The sequence below is a fragment of the Virgibacillus salexigens genome, from assembly GCF_000723585.1.
GTDB lineage: Bacteria > Bacillota > Bacilli > Bacillales > Amphibacillaceae > Virgibacillus > Virgibacillus salexigens.
The window spans coordinates 39,751-59,782 of the sequence record NZ_CCDP010000002.1 but is presented as its reverse complement, the minus strand read 5'-3'; the positions used below and the strand labels follow the sequence as shown (position 1 = coordinate 59,782).

Here is a 20,032-nt window from a genome sequence, read left to right as displayed (position 1 = left end):
GTTGTTCCTACTCTCTTATTTACTACTTTAAAGGTATTATAGCAGATTTAGCTAATTACGCATAAGCTTGTACAGCATAAAGTGCTTGCTGCAAATCTTCAATAAGTTCGTCTGCTTGTTCAATACCAACAGAAAAACGCAATAGGCGATCGTCAACACCTCGTTTTATCCGTTCTTCTTTTGGAATATCTGCATGGGTTTGGGTCGCAGGGTATGTAATAAAGCTTTCTACTCCTCCTAAACTTTCCGCGAATATAATTAATTGAAGCTGTTGCAAGAAGTGATCAACCCACGCACTATTGTGAAGCCGGAAGGATAACATACCACCTTTTCCAGGGTATAAGACATCATTAATCATTGGATGTTCTTCTAAAAAGGAAACCATTGCTTTGGCATTTGATTCCTGTTTTTCAATACGTAAAGCTAATGTTTTTAACCCCCTTATCAGTAACCAAGAATCGAAAGGGGATAGTACTGCCCCTGAGGCATTATGGAAATTAGCGAGTTTTTCACATAGGTCTTTCCCTTTTGCAATCACTAAACCAGCTAACACATCGTTATGCCCTCCAATATACTTGGTTGCACTATGAATAACAATATCCGCTCCTAGTTCAAGAGGACGTTGTAATAATGGCGTATAAAAAGTATTATCAACAATGAATAATAAGTTGAATTGTTGTGCAACTTTTGCAATATGCGCGATGTCCATTTCTTGCATTAGAGGGTTAGTGGGTGTTTCGATAAAAATTGCTTTCGTCTTTTGTGAAATCCGTTGTTTAGTTTCCGTATCATCTTTTAAATTTGTATACGTTGTTTTAATATCGTAAGCTTCTGCATAATGCTGTAACAACCGATAAGTTCCGCCGTAAACATCATCCAATACTAGTAATTCATCACCAGCACGAAACAATGAAAATACTAATTGAATTGCAGCCATACCAGAACTACAGGCGTAACCATGATCACCTGATTCTAAGTTTGCTATGCCTTCTTCCAGTAAGGATCGAGTAGGGTTTTTGGTTCTTGTATAATCATAACCTGTTGATTGACCTAGACCTTGATGCTGGAATGCTGTAGATAGGTAAAGCGGAGGATTTACTGCTCCTGTTTTTTCGTCGCTTTTGTTCCCCAATTGTACTAACTCCGTTTCTATACTTCTTTTTTTCATGTATAATCATCCCTTCATTTCAACAAATAAAAACCCTCTTCTCACGGATTAAGAAGAGGGTTTTTGCAGTACAATAGATTTAACTCTTCTTATCTTTATGCTATGCTGCATCTGGAATTGGCACAGTACTAAAAGTCTGCTGCCGAGGCTTCAAAGGGCCAGTCCCTCCACCTCTCTGGATAAGAATACAGTATATAATTGTTGAAAATAGATTACATGGGTTTAATGCAATTGTCAAGGTTGCTTGTAGCATTTATTAGGAATAAGAATCATGATAAGATAACAGAGGAAAAGGGATTGCTATTTTTCAAATATACTTAGAAAAGGTTGGAGAGATTGATGTTAGAAGTGATTGTTCAAAACGGTGAGGAAGCAATACATGCTGAAAATTTTGGTGCTAATCGATTAGAACTCGTAACAGCTATAAGTGAAGGTGGTTTGACACCCAGTTATGGTACAATCAAACACGTACTAAAGAACGTATCTATTCCAGTTCAAATTATGATCCGCCCGCATAGCTATCATTTTAATTATACCTCTTCTGATTTAGAGATTATCATCGAAGATATAAGACAGCTTGCTAAACTAGGGGGATTAAGAATCGTGTTTGGGGCTGTAACAGCTGATTATAAAATCAATACTGCAATTCTAGATCAAATAATACAAGCAGCACCGAATATAGATATTACCTTTCATCGTGCATTTGATGAAGTCGAAGATCAAGTGAACGCCTATTACACATTAACCCAATATAAACAACATGTAAAAAGAATTTTAACATCTGGTGGAAAGGAAAATTGCCAAGCCGGTCAAAATAATTTGGAATCATTAGTTAACCTTGCAAACCAATTACAAGGTCCTGAAATCATGCCAGGGGGAGGCTTGACACCTTCTAATCTGGAACCTATTCATAAGCAAGTACAAGCAGGTCAATATCATTTTGGCAGGTCTTTAAGAATAAAGGGAGATTTCAAGCATTCATTTGATCCGTTAAACTTTAAAAAAGTTGTTAATGTATTAAATAGTTCATATAAACAAGAGAGGAACTAAAATTAATTATTAAAGCGGAATAAACATTCTATTCTATATATCGGAAATAGGCCATGTACTTCGTGGAACATCTGCTGCTAAGGTGAAGGATCCTCGGGTTCTTGGTGTTCATAGGAGTCATGCCTATTTTATTTGCTTTGATTTTACGAACAAGGTACAGTCGATTTTTTAGCTAGATGCTTTTTCTCTCCCGTTTACTTCTAAAATAATTGTAGGAAGTAGTTATAGGATTTGAGCTGTTCTTCAAACGAAGCTACTGGGAAGAACGACCACCCCATCTGTATCATGTATTCTTCATAGTTATCCTGAATGGTAAGTTGCTGTAGCGCCATCTGGACATGTATATGTCGTACATTATCATTTTTCATCATTAATGCAGACAAATAATTTGTATTTGACATGTTTTTAGCAGAAGTATGTGATTCCATAGCGATCCATTGATTCGTTTCATTCAAAGCTGTGGGCGACATAGCATGTAATTTTTGAGAAATAACATCGGCTTCACTTGGTAAAGGGGGCAGTTCCACTAGTTGCGTTTGGTAAGGGTTAATTAAAGCTAACATAACTAGCACATGATTGTATAACACAGAGGATTGCATTACAAGTATATCTTTTAATATTTGATCTGTTGCCAAGTTATTATAGTCTTGTAACTTATGTAACGCACCTTTATGAGCAGTCAAGTGTTCAGTCATTAATCCAAGGTCGATTACGGGTAACTGATTCATATAGAATCACCTCTCCTTATTAGATAGGTATCTTTATACATTATGTTGTTTAGAACAATATATTCGACCTTGATAGGAGGATTTATAAGTAATCCATATTGACAAATGCGTGTGTAGTTTCTAATTGACCTTTCAATTGCTTCGCATGTATATCAGCTCCTTGCACCCAATTTTCTAAATTAAAAATGAGTGGTTTGCGATCTCCACCTAAAGCAAACCATGCTTTTCTTACCTCTGGAAAGTACATAGCGGTATGCAATGTTCCCGCCCAAGCACCATACTTTTTGGAAAAAACTCCTTTATCGGTATCGTTTAACATTCGGAAAGCATGATAAGGTTTTATTGCATCAGCTTGAAGCGTTTGTATTGCTTGATACCTTTGGAAAGAATCATCCATACGATATCGGTTTTCATCCGTTAGTTGTTCAAAATGGTTGGTACATATATTGGATTTTTGCAGAGCGATTGACCGAGGTGATGCTTCAATAATAATTGATTGCCTGTTGCGGTCAATGACACAATAACTAAATGAATGGCGATGGGGAATTTCTTTTAGTAATGAGATCGCATCTCCGATCGTTGCGCAATTTTCTAATACGATTCTACCAATCATATTACATAGGAAACCATCTTGTGATTTTTTACGGTTTATAAAGTTATACCCCATTGCAAGTCCTTTCTCATTCATTCCATCTGTTCTTCCTGTAATTTGCATTGTCGGCCCAATTGTAGCAAAGCCATGATCTGTAGGCTGGTAGATAGCGTATCGTCCTTCATAAGAAGAAGGGTCGTTATCATAATTTCGAACCAGATAATGAGAACCCGTGTATATGGAGCAGCCACTCCTGCCGTATTCTAAATAATAGCCTCCAAAATCTTGGATCGCATCTTCCATTTTCATTGATAAAGCATCTGCTAGACCTTTTAATTCCTCCCAAATACCAGGGGCGAAATGATGTAACATTTGTTTAACCGTATTTATATCAACAATAAAATGCCGAAATTTTTGGGATTCCCATTGGATTTTACGATTGTGCAAAATGGGAGATTGCTTAAGCAATTTCCCTTGGTAAACACCGTAATCATAGTGTGATCCGCGAAATTGAATAACATCACTATATACTTGTTTCATTACAGTCTCCTTTAAAAAGATAGTATGGTTAATTGAATGAAACACCTTGAGTTTACTTTATTATAAAGAATAAGGATATGAATATGCTTATTGAATGACAAAAGGTGAGCTTTGCTTATCATGCAGTTGCTTGTTTGTCAATAGAATACAAAAAAGTTGCCGAGCCTATTAAACTGTACTCGACAACTTGTTCAACTTACATAGAAAACAGGTGATAAATATTAATCTTTATGCTTTTGTTCATTCGTCTTATTATTAAATTCATTCTCACTTGCAAATTCAACATCACCACGTTGTTTATTATGCTTATTTCGATTATTTTGTTTACCTTTATCTTTGTTTCGATTCTTATTTTCCTCAGACATACCAAAACCTCCTAAAGTTAAGAATAGGTATAGCATGTCCGAATAAAAAAAAGCTATGCAAATACGGCTTGAATTCTTTTGTTGACACAAAACGTAACACCAGTTATGATAGAAAAATAAATCTGACTAATTTTATCAGAAAAGGATGTTTTGGATGACAACAAAGGTTCAACCGATCAATGAAGTAAAAGATCCAATCCCTAAAGACAATACGGGGTTAAATAAATCACAGACGCCATTAATTATTGGCGGATTAGTTGTAGCAGCACTTCTGTTAATCTATTTACTAGCTACACAGCAAGTTGCTCAACCTTTGCTCTTAGTAATTGGGCTCTTGCTTGGATATACACTGTTCCATGCGCGTTTTGGTTTTACTTCTGCTTTTAGGAGATTTATGTCGGTAGGAAATGGGCAAGCACTTCGTTCCCATATGCTTATGTTGGCAGTAGCGGTAACATTATTTGCGCCTATATTAGCGTTTGGATATTCCTTCTTCGGAGGAGAAGTAGCTGGATACGTATCACCAGTTGGTGTAAGTCTCTTAGTAGGAGCATTTATGTTTGGAATTGGTATGCAGCTTGGAGGAGGCTGTGCCTCAGGTACGCTGTATGCTGTAGGTGGTGGACGTTCCGTTATGTTTGTAACCTTATTGTTCTTTATTGTTGGCTCGACAATTGGGGCAAAGCATTTAACATTTTGGACAGAAGACTTACCATCATTCGAACCAATTTCTCTAGCAACCTCAACTGGACTTGGATATGGGGGAGCATGGATTGTATCCATTGCATTATTTGGTTTAATCGCGTGGATTACATTAGTTGTAGAACGAAAACGAAAAGCCCCTAAAATGGCACCAGTACCTTCAACGAAAGGGTGGAAACGCATCTTCCGCGGATCTTGGCCACTCTTTGCTGCGGCAATTGTATTAGCAGTTTTAAATGCATTAACATTAATGACTCGTGGTGCCCCGTGGGGGATTACCTCAGCATTTGCACTTTGGGGTTCAAAAGTAGCTCAATTCTTTGGAGTTGACGTTACCAGTTGGGGGTATTGGCAAGGTGCCAATGCTCAAGTACTAGAATCATCTATCTTTGCAGATTCGACAACAGTGCTTAATTTAGGTGTTATCCTCGGTGCTTTTCTAGCTTCTGCAGCGGGTGGATTATTTAAATTTACGAAATTAAATCTAAAAAATATAGCTGCATCGATTATTGGTGGTCTTTTAATGGGATATGGTGCAAGATTAGCATTTGGATGTAATATTGGTGCATATTTTGGTGGCATAGCATCCTTTAGCTTACATGGGTATGTATGGGGAATACTCGCCTTAGCTGGGACATTTATTGCGCTATATCTTCGACCATTATTTGGACTATCCGTTCCAAAATCTAAGGACTCCTTTTGTTAAAAGTAGAATTGAACTATCGCAAAATTATTTTGCGGTAGTTTTTTTCTTTCATACCACTATGTTAGCGCTTTCTTCGAGATGGATAATTTGATCCAGGAAGAAATTCCCTTTAATTTTTACGTTATTTTTATATACTTTTAATCATAGATTAATAGATTCTCAGTAAGATATGGGTGGACAAAATTAGTAAAGGAGGAAGTATCTTGATTAGTAAAGGGTCTAGAAAAAAAATACTATCTGTTGCTGTTATGACAACTTTAGTATTCGGAAGCTTTGCTACAAGTAGTTTAGAAGTTGAAGCTAAGTCGTATAAGTCGAATCAAGGCAAGGTGAAAAATGTTATTTTTTTGATCGGTGATGGAATGGGTCCTGCCTACACGACAGCATATCGATCGTTCAAAGACAATAAAGACCCATATGTTGAAGAGACAGCATTTGATAAACATTTAGTAGGGATGCAGCAAACGTATTCTTGGGATCCAGAAGAAAGTATTACTGATTCTTCAGCAGCAGCCACTTCCCTATCTTCTGGAATCAAAACCTATAATGGTGCAGTTGCTGTTGATATGGAAAAGAATGAAGTGAAAACCGTATTAGAAGAAGCTAAAGATCGAGGAAAAAGTACTGGTCTTGTATCTACATCTCAGGTAAATCACGCAACCCCTGCATCTTTTGGTGCACATGATGAATCACGTAATAATTATAATGATATCGCAGATGATTATTTCGATGAGAAAATTGATGGCCAGCATAAAGTTGATGTTATTTTAGGCGGTGGAACATCTTACTTTGAAAGGGAAGATCGAAATCTAGCAGAGGAATTTGAAGATGCTGGATTTAGTTATGTTCATACCAAAGAAGAGATGCTAGAAGATGATAATGAGCAAATTCTTGGACTTTTCGCCCCTGTTGGCCTTGATAAAGCGATCGATCGTCCAGAAGAACAGCCAACATTGGAAGAAATGACGGATACGGCATTAAGCAAATTGAGTGAAAATAAAGATGGCTTTTTTCTGATGGTAGAGGGAAGCCAAATTGACTGGGCAGGACATGATAATGATATTGTTGGTGCAATGAGTGAAATGGAAGAATTTGAGAAAGCTTATCAACGGGCAATTGAATTTGCTAAAAAGGACAAGCATACATTAGTTATTACAACTGCAGATCATTCTACAGGTGGATTGACTATGGGAATCGATGGGGAATATAAATGGGATCCAACGCCATTGAAAGCAGCGAAGCGTACTCCGGATTACATGGCAGCTGAAATTAGTGAAGGTGAAGATGTTGAAGATGTCTTAGAAGAATATATTGATTTAGATTTAACCGAAGAAGAAATTGATTCAGTAGAAGATGCGGCTGAAGAGGAGGATACAACAGAAATTGACAATGCAATTGAACGCATTTTTGATCTTCGCTCTGGTACAGGTTGGACTACTGGTGGACATGATGGTGTAGACGTCAATGTTTATGCTTATGGCCCTCAATCAGATCAATTTATCGGTTTACATGATAACCACCAGGTCGGTTTAAAAGTTATTGATATACTGAAAAACGTTCGGAGCGTAAAACCGCATAAATAAAGGTAGTTCTAGACCCCATTATGCACAATATGGGGTCTTTTCTATCTAACGGATGAGGAGGTTTAACTATCTATGTTAAAAGGGTTATATGCTGTTCTTGCATTTATTTTGATCCTATCCGGATGTGCCAAGCAGGAGGAAAATGCAGAGGCTGAAAATAAGCAAAATCAAACGGAATCAATCGACATGGAAGAGGAAGAAAGAACAATTCAAGAGGTCAATGATGATCGTGATTATGTTGATAATCCACAAGCTCCTGATACACGCTCACTCAATGAGATTGGTGACCAATTTGAAGACGAAGATGGGAATATTACGCTTGAAGCAATCACAGATTATCAAAAGATGCATAGCATAGGGCCTATTCAAATGAGTATTCGTGATGTAAAGGTCGTGAATTTTTCTCCAGCAATGCATTTAGTTGATTACTTTCATGGTTTTACACATAACGAGGAAAATTTTAACTATATTAAAATGTACGTAACAATTGAAAATACGTCTGATCAAATGGTTAATTTTGCACCTGTATCGATATTGGAAACAGAAGCAGGAGAGAAAAAAGATTTTGAAGATGATTTTTACTTACAAAATCTTTATGGAGATCTCTCCGCTGGTCAGAAAAAAACAGGAGAACTCGCTTTTATTTTAGAAGAGACAAATATAGAACAAATTGGAACTATATCCTTAATCACCAGCGATGTCTTTGATAAGGAAAATCAATCCATTGAACAAGGAAAAGAAATTACAATTGAATTTTAGTAACGCGGTCACCTACTAGTTAGTCTCGCTTTTGTATTAAAAAAGGACGCATCATATCGTAATCTTCATGTTCCAAGATATGACAATGCCAAACGAACTTTCCAGCATAGGGGGAAAAAGTTGCGATTAGTCTTGTAATCTGTGCCGAAGGGGCAGCTATTGTGTCTTTCCAACCTCTTTCATTAGGTTTTGGTTTGACGGCTGATCCGGTATACACGATGCTTCCATCTTGATTGAATTTCTCCAGGTTAAAGGGGGTACGATCTAGAACCTGGAATTGAACAAGATGTAAGTGAATCGGGTGTGTAAAGCCTGTCACATTAATGATAGACCAAATTTCAGTAGAGCCAAGTTTCGGTGTTTCTGAGATCGGATCATCCCAGTATTTATTGTCCAATAATAATAAAGGCCTACCAAAATCATCACTCGCACCTACCAGTTTTAAATTTCGTATGGCTGATATAGGCTTATCTTTAAGGGAGGGGATAGATGATAAGTGCTTTGGAATGATTGTCGAATCTTTTCCCTTTAGAGGCAAGCGAACATTAAACTGCATAATATCCCCTGTCTCATCTTCGGGAGTGTTGATAGAACCGAGGTCATTTCTTAAAATTAATGATTTTCCTTGGTATTTCCTAAAATCAATAATTACGTCAATTCGTTCTGCTGGTTCCATTGTGATGCTTCTTGCTACAACGGTTTTTGAGAGGAGCCCGCCATCTGAACCAATTTGATACATTGGGTCTCCAGATTCAAGAGATAACGTATAGGTGCGTGTGTTGGAGGCATTAAGGATTCGGAACCGATATTTTCTTGGTTCTACATTCAGATATGGCCAAATTTTTCCATTCACTAGAATCTTGTCACCAGTAAATGCTGGTAAGATGGAAGGAATCGGTAAGTTAGCAGGTGGATTTTCCGGTCCCACCGGATAAAATAGCGATCCATCATTATTAATGGTCTTATCCATTAAAATAAGCGGGATTTCATATTCATCTTTAGGGATATTTAATCTTTTTTCTTGCTTGCCTCGGATAATATACATGCCGGCAAGACCAGCATAGACATTCAGCCTCGTTATCCCCATGGCGTGGTCATGATACCAAAGAGTGGCAGCACGTTGTTTGTTGGGATAGGAATATACTTGATGGAGAAATTCTGGACCAACCTCCTTGAAATTTCTGGAAAACCAAGCTTCTGGATATCCATCATTCTCCGGTTTTGTCACACTCCCATGTACATGCGTAACTGTTCGAACTTCAGGATGGTTAGCGATATGGTGAATTGATTTGTCCACTGGAAGTAAATGATTATCGGGCAAATGGTTTTCCCATTTTATATGGAGTTCTTCTCCTTCATTTACTTCAATAGTAGGACCAGGAAATTGGTTATTGTATCCCCAAAGCCGTGTTGGTTTTAAGTCCCTGTGTAGCTTTTGTCTAAACTCCTCCATACGCATTTCTAAATAGGAACCTTGTTTTTTTATCGTTTGCATTATTGGTAGCTCATCTATAAATTTTTTCAATTTCATTTCATTACCTCCTCAAAACTAGGTAGTAATACAGTAGATGAAACTTATCTCTATAAGGGTTGGGCGATTATCCTAAAATAATGAAAGGGCGAGAAGAAGTTACATTTCCCTCTTGATTTATCAGATTAATTGGAATACAATATAGTAACAAATGAATCATCTTATCAAGAGAAGCTGAGGGAACTGGCCCGAAGAAGCTTCAGCAACCTCTGTTTACTCAGAAAGGTGCTAAATCCAGCGAGTGTATCTTGGTAGATAAGAGCGGAACGAATATAATTGTAAGAGCCCTCTTTTTCCTATCAGAATGAGAGGGCTATTTCATTATCATAAAGGAGAGATCAACATGAATGAAATTGCTATCTTGTCGGGAAGTCCTTCCAGTCCTTCTCGTTCAGATCAAGTATTAAATTATCTTGGGAGTATATTGAATCAGAATGGTTTTTCGATTACTTCTATCTCTGTAAAAGATGTTCCTTATGAAGATTTATTTACTGGGAATTTTAATAGTCAAGCCATTACCTCCATAGCTCAAACCCTTGAATCCGCAAAAGGAGTCATTGTAGGTTCTCCGGTTTATAAAGGAGCATATTCAGGAGTGTTGAAAGCTTTACTGGATGTTCTTCCGCAAGATGTTCTTAAACATACGCCTGTTTTACCTGTCATGACTGGAGGAAGTATGTCGCATTTGCTAGCTATTGAATATGCTTTAAAACCAGTATTAGCGACATTAAAAGGTCATAATTTAAAAGGGCTGTATTTTTTAGATAGCCAAATCGATAAATTTGCGGACGTTCCTATTATCGAAGAAGCTTCATTGGAAAGAGCTTCAAAACAAGTGCACTATTTTATAGAACTTATTCAAAACCATCAAGGTGTAGTTCATTCATCTTCATAAGTGGTGAAATGATGATTTGATTTATTTATCCCTTTCCATTATTAATCGCTATTATATTTATTTTAATTAATAAGCTATACTTTATGGAAAAGGGAGGTAGTCGAAATGTCGATGAATTTTCATGATGATAACATGAAAATGACATACGCCAGCAGAGAAGCAGATCCGTCTTGGCTTCAAATTGTGAAGGACATTATAACTCCAACAAGTGTCATTTATGCTGCAGATATTGGATGTGGTGGTGGTATTTATACGAAGGCTTTATATGAATTAGGAATTAACAACGTTATTGGGATTGATTATTCAGAAGCGATGCTGGCAGGTGCTAAAGAGAATTGCAAGCAGTATCCGATGATTCATTTAAGAAAAGGGCATGCATATCAAACGCATTTACCAGATAAAAGTGTCGATTTCGTACTCGAACGGGCACTTATCCATCATTTAGATGATCTATTTGCTTGCTTTACAGAAGCTTCTCGTATCTTAATGGATGATGGCGTCTTGCTTGTACAAGATCGTACATTAGATGATTGCCTGAAAAAGGGAACGCATCAGCATATAAGAGGCTGGATTTTTGAGATGTTTCCTCAGCTAAAGAAAGTGGAAGAGAGACGTCGTATTTCTAGCGTGGATGTGAAAAAGGCATTATTTGATGCAGGCTTTAACCATATTACTGAAACAAAATTGATGGAAACACGGAAGATGTATTCATCAAAACAGGAACTGTTAACAGACATTCAGCAAAAGAATGGTCGTTCAATTTTACATTATTTAAATAATCATGAAATGGATCGCTTGCTTCTGTCTTTAGACAAAAAAATTGTAAGTATGAGGCCAATAATCGAAAAAGATTATTGGACCATTTGGAAAGCACAAAAGTAATCGGCTATGTTTGTTTTATTTTCCCTTTAGCAAAGTCTGGTGAAAGCGTAATAGTTCATCGTTTGGCCGATATTCCATAGCCTTATTATTATGATGGGCAGCAAGGTCGAATGCTTGTAGATTATAATAACAAATACACAGTTGTTGATGTGGGTACCAAGTGGAATATGCCGGGTAAGAAAAACCCCAAGAACTTTTAGGTTGTACCACACGTAATGCTAGTTCATACCAAAAGATAGCTAACAGAAATTCTCGTTTCTTCTGAAATAAAAGGCCAATTCGACTGCAGGCTTCTGATCGAGCTGTTTTTGAAAAACGAAAAGATTGAAATAAAGATTCTAGTGCAAGCTCAGCTTCATTTAAATAATAAAAACAGTCCGCACGAAAAATACAGGCAAATATTTTTTCTTCAATCCAGCCATATTTCATATTTATTCCATTTGTATACGCTTCTATCGCTTGTTGATAAAAACCATTTTCACGTAATTCATTGCCATAATAAAAGTAGTCTCGTTCCGTAAAGCTTCTGCTCTTACAAATCATTGCTTCATAGATATGGAGGTTCCGACCATAGGCATGTGCATTCTTTTTATGTGAAACTGCAATATCCGAATGAAAAATTTTTCCTCGTACTTGAAGATAATTATGGCAATCGCCAAACCATTGGTATTGCTTCCTCCGTTTTACTAACCGATTTCTTCGATATTGTAACGTAACGTTTTCGTATTCATCTATTCCAGCTAGATATATCATCGATACGGCATCAAATTCCGGATTTAAATGCTTCTTTAAATGAAATAATTTTTCTTGTTCCATTTTGTCTATAACGTCATCTGCATCTAGATAAAAGATATAATCTTTCGTAGCATACGAAAATGATTGATTCCTTGCTTCACTGAAATTATCGGTCCACTCAAAATGGAAGACGCGATCCGTGTATTTTTTCGCAATTGCAACCGTATGATCATTAGATCCTGTATCTACAATATTAATTTCATCAACAAGATGGGAGATCGAATCAAGACAGCGTTCAAGCACGTGCTCTTCATTCTTTACAATCATACAAAGACTGATGGTAACCATTATCTTCTTCCTTTCATATGGTGTAGCAAGAAGTTTATTATAAAAAAGAAGATACTCTGTAGGGGGAGCATCTTCTTTGATTGTAACGATGGAATTAATATCCGGTTGTACCTTCTGGGCCAGTTGGACCTGGGATATCCGGGTTGCTATCAAAATCTAATAATGCCACATCATCAACCAATATGCTAGAAGATAAAAAGTTACCTGATTGTTTGCTTATTTGAACAATTGCTTGTGTTGCTGTTTCGGGTACGATATCTGTTGTGTGATAAATTTCTGTCCAATTACTAGATACAGCATTTGGCAAATCGCCTTGGCTGATTTCTACGAATAATCCATTCGTAATAACAGCATTATTTTCATCTAGAAAATCAACAACTAACGTGACGCGAGGATTACTTAAAAAACGGGTACTAGACAACGATGCAAGCAGTTGGAAGTTTTGTCCCGGAGCAACTGGAACGGTTTGGCTAATGCTTGCTGGAGAAGTACCTCCACCCAATTTAGCAGATGCATTTCCGGTGTGAGAATAGAACTGAGTAATTGTACTATTCATTATATCCCAGGACTGAAAATCACCGGTTTCAAATCCCCCATTAAGCAATAAATTATTAACAGTCAATCGTGTTCCTCCTCTGATAGATTAAATTTTTATTCCCTATACGTTATGCAAATAATTAAACCTTGTTCAGGCACTAGCGCCAGATAACAAGTACATTTTATAGAATTTTAATAGGTTATAATCTCTTGTATCGCTTTTAAAAATTGCTTTGCACGCTCTTCGTTTGTGTGATGTGAATGAATAAACGTATAGCCATTCTCAGTAATTCGCTGTCTCTCTTGGTCATTTTCTAGATAGTACGCTGTTTTTTCTTCGATATTTTCAACGGTACATGCTACAAAGTTTTCACCATCTTTAAATCCTAAATCAATAATATCTTTGTTGGACTCAGCTAGTAATAGACTTTTACATGCTGGTGCTTCAAAGAACTTCAGGACGGCAACACCACCAGTCTCGTTCCTACTACCGCATGTGAAAAAGATTTTCGAACGGTTCAGTTCTTTGGCGTATTTTTCATTGACAATCAGTTGATCAGATTGTTTTACGCGATGCCCTGGATGGGGGTGGAGCACAAAACTAGGTTTATCACGCATTTTTTGAAATACAGCATCTCGAAAGGCATAGCGTCCTTCTGGAGGGATTTTCTTAGGGAGCGTATAGTTGCCTTTGTTGGACTCATCCATGTAAACTAATCCCATTAATAATGCGTCAATATCCTTTTTTAGTCCCCAATCTTTCATAATTTCTGGATTTATCGCCCATGGCAGCCATCTGAATTTACCTCGGTAGTGTGGGAATACGTTGAGAAAGGGATGCTTCGTGGCAGAGAATATGAGATCGATTTCGACCGCTTCGAAGTATTTCATCCGTTCCTCAGGTTTCCAATGTAAGTCAATGACAAAACAGCCTTTCGGAATCGTGGTCTGGTCTAAACCTTCAATATTTGGGGCTAAACCATAGTTCCATGCAATATCATAATGAAAAATAAAGTCAGGCGTAACGTCTAACTTTGACATAATATCATTGATATGGCCATCCGTATGCCAATAGTATACATCTGCAAACTGTTCCAGTGCCTTCACTGTGTCGATCTTTGGCTTATGCTTTGCATAAACCCAAAACGGTTTAATTAACACAAGTATTTTTAATTTTTGATTCATTTGAAAGACTCCTTTCCTGTTATTTTGATTAAAGCTTCCAATAGATCCCTTGATTAGCAACCGATGCAGGGAGGACACCTTTGATATCCATCATAATACTTCCCTTATTTGTAAGTTTGCTAAAGTCTAGTGTGTGAAATAAGGCGTGGGGTACACTGAAGATAATTACATCGGCTGGAGTTAATTGGTTTAATGGAAGGAGGTCCATATCATAATTATTTTTGAATACAACTGGATCAGCTAATGGGTCACATACTTGTATATGAAATTCAAGTGCTAGTAATTGATCAAGGATAGCTAGTGATTTGGAATTTCTCGTATCAGTAATGTTTTCTTTAAAAGTGATACCTAATAGAATGACGTTCAAATCCTTCAAATTAAATTTATGTTTCACTACTATCTGAAGCAGCGATTGAACGATATAATCAGGCATTCCCTCATTCACTGTACGGGCATTTGATAGAAACGTGGGATGATAGCCATGTTGCTTTGATTGATAAATAAGATAGTATGGATCAATACCAATACAGTGACCACCAACTAAACCAGGAGTATAAGGATTAAAATTCCATTTTGTTTTAGCTGCTTTAATTACTTCACTTGTTTCAATTCCAAGTTTTCCAAAGATAATAGATAATTCATTCATATAGGCAATATTGATATCACGTTGCGTGTTTTCAACAATTTTAGCTGCTTCAGCAACTTTGATACTAGAAGCTTTATAAACAGAAGCATCTAAAATACTGGCATACAAATCATATATTCGATTACACACGTGTTTCGTCTGACCAGCGACTACTTTATTGTTTGTTTCAAACGTGTGCTTATCATCACCTGGATTTATTCGTTCGGGGGAATAGCCTACAAAAAAATCTATTCCTGACCGCAGACCAGATTCTTTCTCTAGTATAGGAACACAGATATCTTCAGTTGTGCCTGGATAGACGGTAGATTCATAGATAATTGTTGTATCCTTCGCTAAATGTTTACCGATTAACCTCGAGGCACTCTCAATAAAAGTCAGATCTGGTTCATCGTTCCATGTGATGGGTGTTGGTACAGCAACAATGATATAACGACATGTTTGAAGTGCTGTTCCTTTATCTGTATAAGAGATATGAGCAGCAGCTAATTGATCACTGGAAAATTGTCCACTGGGATCATGATTACACTGTAAAAGCGCAAGTTTTTCCAGATCTACATCAATACCGGTAACGTTGTATTTCTTTGCAAAACCGAGTGCTACCGGAAGTCCAACATACCCAAGACCTACGACAGCTATTTGATCTGAACACTGCAAGTAAGGTGTAATGTTTTCTTTGACATAGACTTCTTTAGGAGGATGCTCGACATAATGGTCGATCATTCGTTTTAAAGCTTGAAGAATTTCAGCTTGAGATTCATCGATTTCCTTATTCCTATTTAATAGATCAAACCAATGATCAGCTAGATAGATGTCGATCATTGACTGATCAGCGTAGTTTGTATTCGGTTGAATATCGTAGCTGGACAGAGAAGAACGAATAATAAATAGCTGGTTCGATACTGGATGAGTGATAATCACTAATTGCTGCTTCCTATTTCGATCATTAGTAGGAAGAAGTGTGGAGACAGCTCTTTCTACTTCCGTATCACATTCAATTAATTCAAGGTTTTTCTGACGAAAGAAATAGATGATTTTTCTCTTCATCGGACTATTAGTGCCGATGATATAGTGTTTGTTTTTTTTGTCGAACATAATCCTTATCCTTTCAGTTGGAATGTATTAATGGTATATGCGTTGCTCTAAAGGGTTGTTCTAGGTTAATAGAAAAAAGGCTTCCTTCTATCATGAAGTTGTCTCATCGACAAAAGCATATTTCATCTTGGTTATGGTAGAAGCCGTGTTTGTGGTAAAGAAGGAGCATAATCTACTAGGAGCAAAATAAAGAAAAGGAAGATGAAGATGATTCCGATTAGCAACCCTAGAGGACAGTTAGAGCAAATACAAACCGAAATTGAACAGACAATAAGAACAGTGATCGAGAGTGGATCCTATGTTATGGGGCCACACGTGGAACGCTTAGAACAAGAATTCGCAAAGAAGATAGGTGTTACAGAGGCAATTGCTGTTGCCAACGGTACCGATGCGCTTGTACTTACTTTGCAATCTTACGGAATTGGCAGTGGTGACGAAGTTATCACAACACCGTTTAGCTTCTTCGCCACGGCAGAAAGTATATCTAGAGTTGGTGCAACTCCAGTTTTTGTAGATGTTGATCCAAAAACCTATACTATTAATCCACAGAAGATAGAAGATAAACTAACTCCTGCAACGAAAGCAATTATGCCAGTTCACTTATTTGGTCAGCCAACAGCAATGGATACGATTAATCAAATTGCTAATTACTATGGTTTAATCGTTGTTGAAGATGCCTGTCAAGCATTTGGAGCAACTAGAGGTGGTCAAATGGTAGGGAGCTTAGGAGATGCTGCCTGTTTTTCGTTTTTCCCTACAAAAAACCTTTCTACCATAGGGGACGGAGGCATCATTACAACTTCGGATAACAAGATCGCTAAGCGAATTCGTTCCTTACGAATGCATGGAAGTAGCCAGAAATATTTTCATGATGAAATTGGTTTTAATAGCAGACTAGATGAGATTCATGCAGCTGTTATTCTAGTATGTTTGAAATATATTAATGGATGGAATAACCGTCGCATCGAATTGGCGAAGAAGTATTATCAAACATTAGCACCTCTTACTTGTATGAAACTTCCATATGCAGATAAGAAAGGGGAACATACCTATCATCTATTTTGTATAGCTTCTTATCAACGAGATAAGTTGAAAGGTTTTCTAGATAAGCAAGGCATCCAGACCGGGGTCTATTATCCATGCTGTATTCACTTACAACGAGCTTACCGAGAGCATGGGTATCAAGATGGGGATTACCCAATCGCTGAGGCTTTAGCAAACACCTTGCTAGCAATTCCATTGTTTCCTTCCATGACAGAACTTGAGCAAGATAGCGTAGTCCATGCCTTAGAAGAATTTGAGGTGGCGCAGTCATGGTAGGTGTGGGTATCATCGGCTGTGGTTATATTGCCAAAAAACATGTTGCATCCATTGCAAACTGCAAAGAGTTAACATTAGCAGCTGTAAGTGATTTGCAAGTCGATCGGATGGAGGAAGTTGCTAAAAGTTATCGACAAAAGCAGTCGAATGAAGTGGTTCCTATAACAATCTATGAAGATTATCATAACCTTCTTCAAGATTCACGGGTAGAAGTAGTTATTGTTTCGACTATTTCAAGCCTGCATGCCCAGATTGCTATACAAGCACTGCAGCATAAGAAGCATGTAATTATCGAAAAACCGATAGCACTGTCATTGCAAGAAGTAGAGGAAATGATTAGGTTAGCTGAACAAAAAGACCGAAGAATCTTCGTTTGTCATCAACTACGTTATCGTCCTTTCATGCGTAAGTTGAAATCCTTCATCGAGAAGGGATACTTTGGTGATATCTATTTAGGAGTAGCTACATTACGACTTCATCGTTCCCAAGCATATTATGCGTCATCACCTTGGAAGGGCACATGGGATAAAGATGGTGGAATGTTACTAAATCAAGGAATTCATATGGTAGATTTATTACTTTGGCTTTTAGGTGATGCTACATCTGTTTATGGGGAGATGATGAATACCAATAAGAATAAAGAAACAGAAGATATTGCAACAGGAATTCTATCTTTTGAAGGACAATCCAAAGGATTAATTGAAGCGAATACCATTACTAAACCAAGTAACCAAGGTTACTATTTGTCATTATTTGGAGAAGAAGGATCTATTATTGTTGGTGGGGAGCATTTCAATGAAATTATTCACTGTTATAGCCAAACCCATCCAGAAGCTATACAAGCGTTAGGGAATACAACGAATGATAGGAACGAGCATATGTATATGTATCAAGACTTTATTCGAGCGATAAAAAAACAGGAAGATCATTTAATGACTGCCTCTGAAGGAAAGAAAGCATTGGAAGTTATTTTTGGAATGTACCAGTCAGCGAAAGAAGGTAAACCAGTTCGCTTCCCTTTAAATGATTTTCGCACAGAATGGATGCATGATTGGTAACATAAGTGATATGGATAGATTAGTAGAGAAGCGAGTTGCTAGTGTATGATTAATAGATTGGAAACGAATTTGATCAAACAAGAATTTCTACCACTTCAACAAGCATCGTATGAATAGGAATCATCGATGCTTGTCCTGTTTCTCGTAAGAGGAAATGAACTAAATCGTCCTTTGTAAATCTGCTTTTACTAATCCAAAAACATCATGGTCTACATAACGGTTATAAAGCCATTCCGCTTTTCGTAATCGGCCTTCTTTCTGAAAACCAAGCCGCTCCGGAATAGCAGCACTTTTTTTATTCTCTGTTGCTACACGAATTTCTATACGATTCAATTGTAGATGTTGAAAGCAGTAGCTAATAATAGCTTGACAGGATTGGGTAATCAAGCCATTTCCCTGATATTGCTCTCCTAACCAATAACCGATGGATGTGGAGCGATTTTCCCAATTAATGGTGTGTAAGCCGATGATTCCAGCCAATTCCCCTTTGTACCAGATACCAGCTTGAAATCCATTATTTGCACTAAATTGTTTAAGGGCAGCATCGATAAAAGATAATGTATGTTGTACTGTTTGGGTATAATCAATCCAGGGTAACCATTTCCGTAAGTGATATCTGGATCTATCTGTCAATATAAATAACGCTTCTGCGTGACGGTGCTCCAATATTCGTAATTCCGTATCTGGATTCAGTCGGTGATAAAACAATAGATACCCTCCTTTTTGGCTATGATATACTTTATAAAATAACAATCTTTATAATATTATTATAATTGAATGATTAATCGTTTCAATGCCAAGATAAATGAGGTGTCCAAACTGAATCATGCTATCGAAGCTTTGCAGCAATTCAAGTGCTTATGTAAAAACAAGCTCGGGAATAATCTGATTGGTGTATATTTACACGGATCATTAGCAATGGATTGCTATAATCGAACGTATAGTGATATTGACTTATTAGTTATCATCCATCATAACTTGACATCACATGATAAAAGGCAATTCATCAGCGAAATAATTAACATAGAGAACAATCTAGATGTGCGTATCGAAATGAGTATTCTTCTACAGGAATCTTTATTTCCTTTGCAATACCCGATCGCATTTGAATTGCATTATTCCAAAGATCATAGAGCTCGTTATCACAGAGACGCTAGCTATTTATGTGAGAATGGCAAAGATGATGATTTAGCTGCACATATTGTCGTAACACATGAGCGTGGTAAGGTGCTATATGGCGAAGCGATTACCTCAGTTTTCCCCGATATAGATAGAAAAATGTATCTTGTGTCGATTAGGAATGATGTGGCCGATGCTTCCAATAATATTATTTATTTCCCTGTCTATTATTGCTTAAATTTATGCAGAGTGGATTATTTTATGAAAGAAAATAAAGTAACATCTAAAAAAGAAGCAGGTGAATGGGCATTAAAACATCTTCCTGCTCGGTTTCACCATTGTATTGAATTAGCTCTAGATGTATATATTAGTGAAATAGAATTGGAAACCAAATGGGATCAAAAGCAATTAACCGCATTTGCTAATACTATGTTAGAAGCAATTAATCGTAATATACGTGAAAAAAAATAAGCGGCTGTTTATTGGATTCA

General features: G+C 37.1%; 19 protein-coding genes and 2 riboswitches. Of the genes, 9 read left to right on the top strand and 10 right to left on the bottom strand.

The window, feature by feature from the left end:
- Window positions 1–55 precede the first annotated feature (55 nt).
- The gene (locus BN990_RS13115; protein ID WP_038245478.1) at window positions 56–1,168 is read right to left on the bottom strand and encodes a methionine biosynthesis PLP-dependent protein; all 1,113 of its coding nucleotides are present in this window, start codon (window positions 1,166–1,168) and stop codon (window positions 56–58) included.
- Between the two features lie 86 nt (window positions 1,169–1,254).
- Window positions 1,255–1,354: riboswitch (SAM riboswitch) on the bottom strand.
- A gap of 153 nt (window positions 1,355–1,507) precedes the next feature.
- Here BN990_RS13115 and BN990_RS13110 point away from each other — a divergent pair.
- Window positions 1,508–2,218, top strand: coding sequence for a copper homeostasis protein CutC (locus tag BN990_RS13110; protein WP_021291884.1), 711 nt, complete (start codon window positions 1,508–1,510; stop codon window positions 2,216–2,218).
- A 200-nt stretch (window positions 2,219–2,418) separates the two neighbouring features.
- Here the strand turns inward: BN990_RS13110 and BN990_RS13105 are convergent, their stop codons facing one another.
- From BN990_RS13105 to BN990_RS22940, 3 genes are all read right to left on the bottom strand, one after another.
- Window positions 2,419–2,946 (bottom strand): spore coat protein, encoded by a 528-nt coding sequence (locus BN990_RS13105; protein WP_038245476.1) that lies wholly within the window; start codon window positions 2,944–2,946, stop codon window positions 2,419–2,421.
- An 82-nt stretch (window positions 2,947–3,028) separates the two neighbouring features.
- Window positions 3,029–4,078 (bottom strand): C45 family autoproteolytic acyltransferase/hydolase, encoded by a 1,050-nt coding sequence (locus tag BN990_RS13100; protein WP_038245474.1) that lies wholly within the window; start codon window positions 4,076–4,078, stop codon window positions 3,029–3,031.
- A gap of 221 nt (window positions 4,079–4,299) precedes the next feature.
- Entirely contained in the window at window positions 4,300–4,443 is a 144-nt protein-coding gene (locus tag BN990_RS22940; RefSeq protein ID WP_187370468.1) for a hypothetical protein, read from the bottom strand.
- 154 nt (window positions 4,444–4,597) lie between these two features.
- Between BN990_RS22940 and BN990_RS13095 the strand changes: the two genes are divergently transcribed.
- The 3 genes from BN990_RS13095 (at window position 4,598) to BN990_RS13085 (ending at window position 8,193) form a co-directional block, all read left to right on the top strand.
- Window positions 4,598–5,851: a YeeE/YedE family protein gene (locus BN990_RS13095; protein ID WP_038245471.1), complete on the top strand. Its 1,254-nt coding sequence runs from the start codon at window positions 4,598–4,600 to the stop codon at window positions 5,849–5,851.
- Between the two features lie 248 nt (window positions 5,852–6,099).
- Window positions 6,100–7,434 (top strand): alkaline phosphatase, encoded by a 1,335-nt coding sequence (locus BN990_RS13090; RefSeq protein ID WP_051739264.1) that lies wholly within the window; start codon window positions 6,100–6,102, stop codon window positions 7,432–7,434.
- Between the two features lie 72 nt (window positions 7,435–7,506).
- Window positions 7,507–8,193 carry a hypothetical protein gene (locus tag BN990_RS13085; protein ID WP_021291878.1) on the top strand — a complete coding sequence of 229 codons (687 nt, stop codon included), beginning with the start codon at window positions 7,507–7,509 and terminating at the stop codon, window positions 8,191–8,193.
- A 19-nt stretch (window positions 8,194–8,212) separates the two neighbouring features.
- Here the strand turns inward: BN990_RS13085 and BN990_RS13080 are convergent, their stop codons facing one another.
- Window positions 8,213–9,724 (bottom strand): multicopper oxidase family protein, encoded by a 1,512-nt coding sequence (locus BN990_RS13080; protein ID WP_038245469.1) that lies wholly within the window; start codon window positions 9,722–9,724, stop codon window positions 8,213–8,215.
- 158 nt (window positions 9,725–9,882) lie between these two features.
- Window positions 9,883–9,986: riboswitch (SAM riboswitch) on the top strand.
- An 81-nt stretch (window positions 9,987–10,067) separates the two neighbouring features.
- Here BN990_RS13080 and ssuE point away from each other — a divergent pair.
- Together ssuE and BN990_RS13070 are read left to right on the top strand one after the other, a co-directional pair.
- A complete protein-coding gene (gene ssuE / locus BN990_RS13075) occupies window positions 10,068–10,619 on the top strand; it encodes an NADPH-dependent FMN reductase (RefSeq protein ID WP_021291876.1) in 552 nt (183 codons plus the stop codon).
- Between the two features lie 105 nt (window positions 10,620–10,724).
- Window positions 10,725–11,501: a class I SAM-dependent methyltransferase gene (locus BN990_RS13070; RefSeq protein WP_021291875.1), complete on the top strand. Its 777-nt coding sequence runs from the start codon at window positions 10,725–10,727 to the stop codon at window positions 11,499–11,501.
- 15 nt (window positions 11,502–11,516) lie between these two features.
- On the opposite strand, the gene BN990_RS13065 is transcribed toward BN990_RS13070, so the two are convergent.
- The 4 genes from BN990_RS13065 to BN990_RS13050 form a co-directional block, all read right to left on the bottom strand.
- Entirely contained in the window at window positions 11,517–12,584 is a 1,068-nt protein-coding gene (locus BN990_RS13065) for a glycosyltransferase family 2 protein (RefSeq protein WP_021291874.1), read from the bottom strand.
- A 94-nt stretch (window positions 12,585–12,678) separates the two neighbouring features.
- The gene (locus BN990_RS13060; RefSeq protein ID WP_021291873.1) at window positions 12,679–13,206 is read right to left on the bottom strand and encodes an NTTRR-F1 domain; all 528 of its coding nucleotides are present in this window, start codon (window positions 13,204–13,206) and stop codon (window positions 12,679–12,681) included.
- 107 nt (window positions 13,207–13,313) lie between these two features.
- Window positions 13,314–14,306: a glycosyltransferase family protein gene (locus BN990_RS13055; RefSeq protein WP_021291872.1), complete on the bottom strand. Its 993-nt coding sequence runs from the start codon at window positions 14,304–14,306 to the stop codon at window positions 13,314–13,316.
- A 28-nt stretch (window positions 14,307–14,334) separates the two neighbouring features.
- A complete protein-coding gene (locus BN990_RS13050) occupies window positions 14,335–16,044 on the bottom strand; it encodes a nucleotide sugar dehydrogenase (protein WP_232620901.1) in 1,710 nt (569 codons plus the stop codon).
- A 207-nt stretch (window positions 16,045–16,251) separates the two neighbouring features.
- On the opposite strand from BN990_RS13050, the gene BN990_RS13045 reads away from it, so the two are divergent.
- Window positions 16,252–17,364 (top strand): DegT/DnrJ/EryC1/StrS family aminotransferase, encoded by a 1,113-nt coding sequence (locus tag BN990_RS13045; protein WP_038245468.1) that lies wholly within the window; start codon window positions 16,252–16,254, stop codon window positions 17,362–17,364.
- Window positions 17,358–18,422 carry a Gfo/Idh/MocA family protein gene (locus BN990_RS13040; protein ID WP_038245467.1) on the top strand — a complete coding sequence of 355 codons (1,065 nt, stop codon included), beginning with the start codon at window positions 17,358–17,360 and terminating at the stop codon, window positions 18,420–18,422. Before BN990_RS13045 ends, BN990_RS13040 begins: the two co-directional genes overlap by 7 nt.
- A gap of 159 nt (window positions 18,423–18,581) precedes the next feature.
- Here the strand turns inward: BN990_RS13040 and BN990_RS13035 are convergent, their stop codons facing one another.
- A complete protein-coding gene (locus tag BN990_RS13035; RefSeq protein WP_021291868.1) occupies window positions 18,582–19,130 on the bottom strand; it encodes a GNAT family N-acetyltransferase in 549 nt (182 codons plus the stop codon).
- Window positions 19,131–19,232: 102 nt separating this feature from the next.
- On the opposite strand from BN990_RS13035, the gene BN990_RS13030 reads away from it, so the two are divergent.
- The gene (locus BN990_RS13030; protein WP_051739197.1) at window positions 19,233–20,012 is read left to right on the top strand and encodes an aminoglycoside adenylyltransferase domain-containing protein; all 780 of its coding nucleotides are present in this window, start codon (window positions 19,233–19,235) and stop codon (window positions 20,010–20,012) included.
- Window positions 20,013–20,032 lie beyond the last annotated feature (20 nt).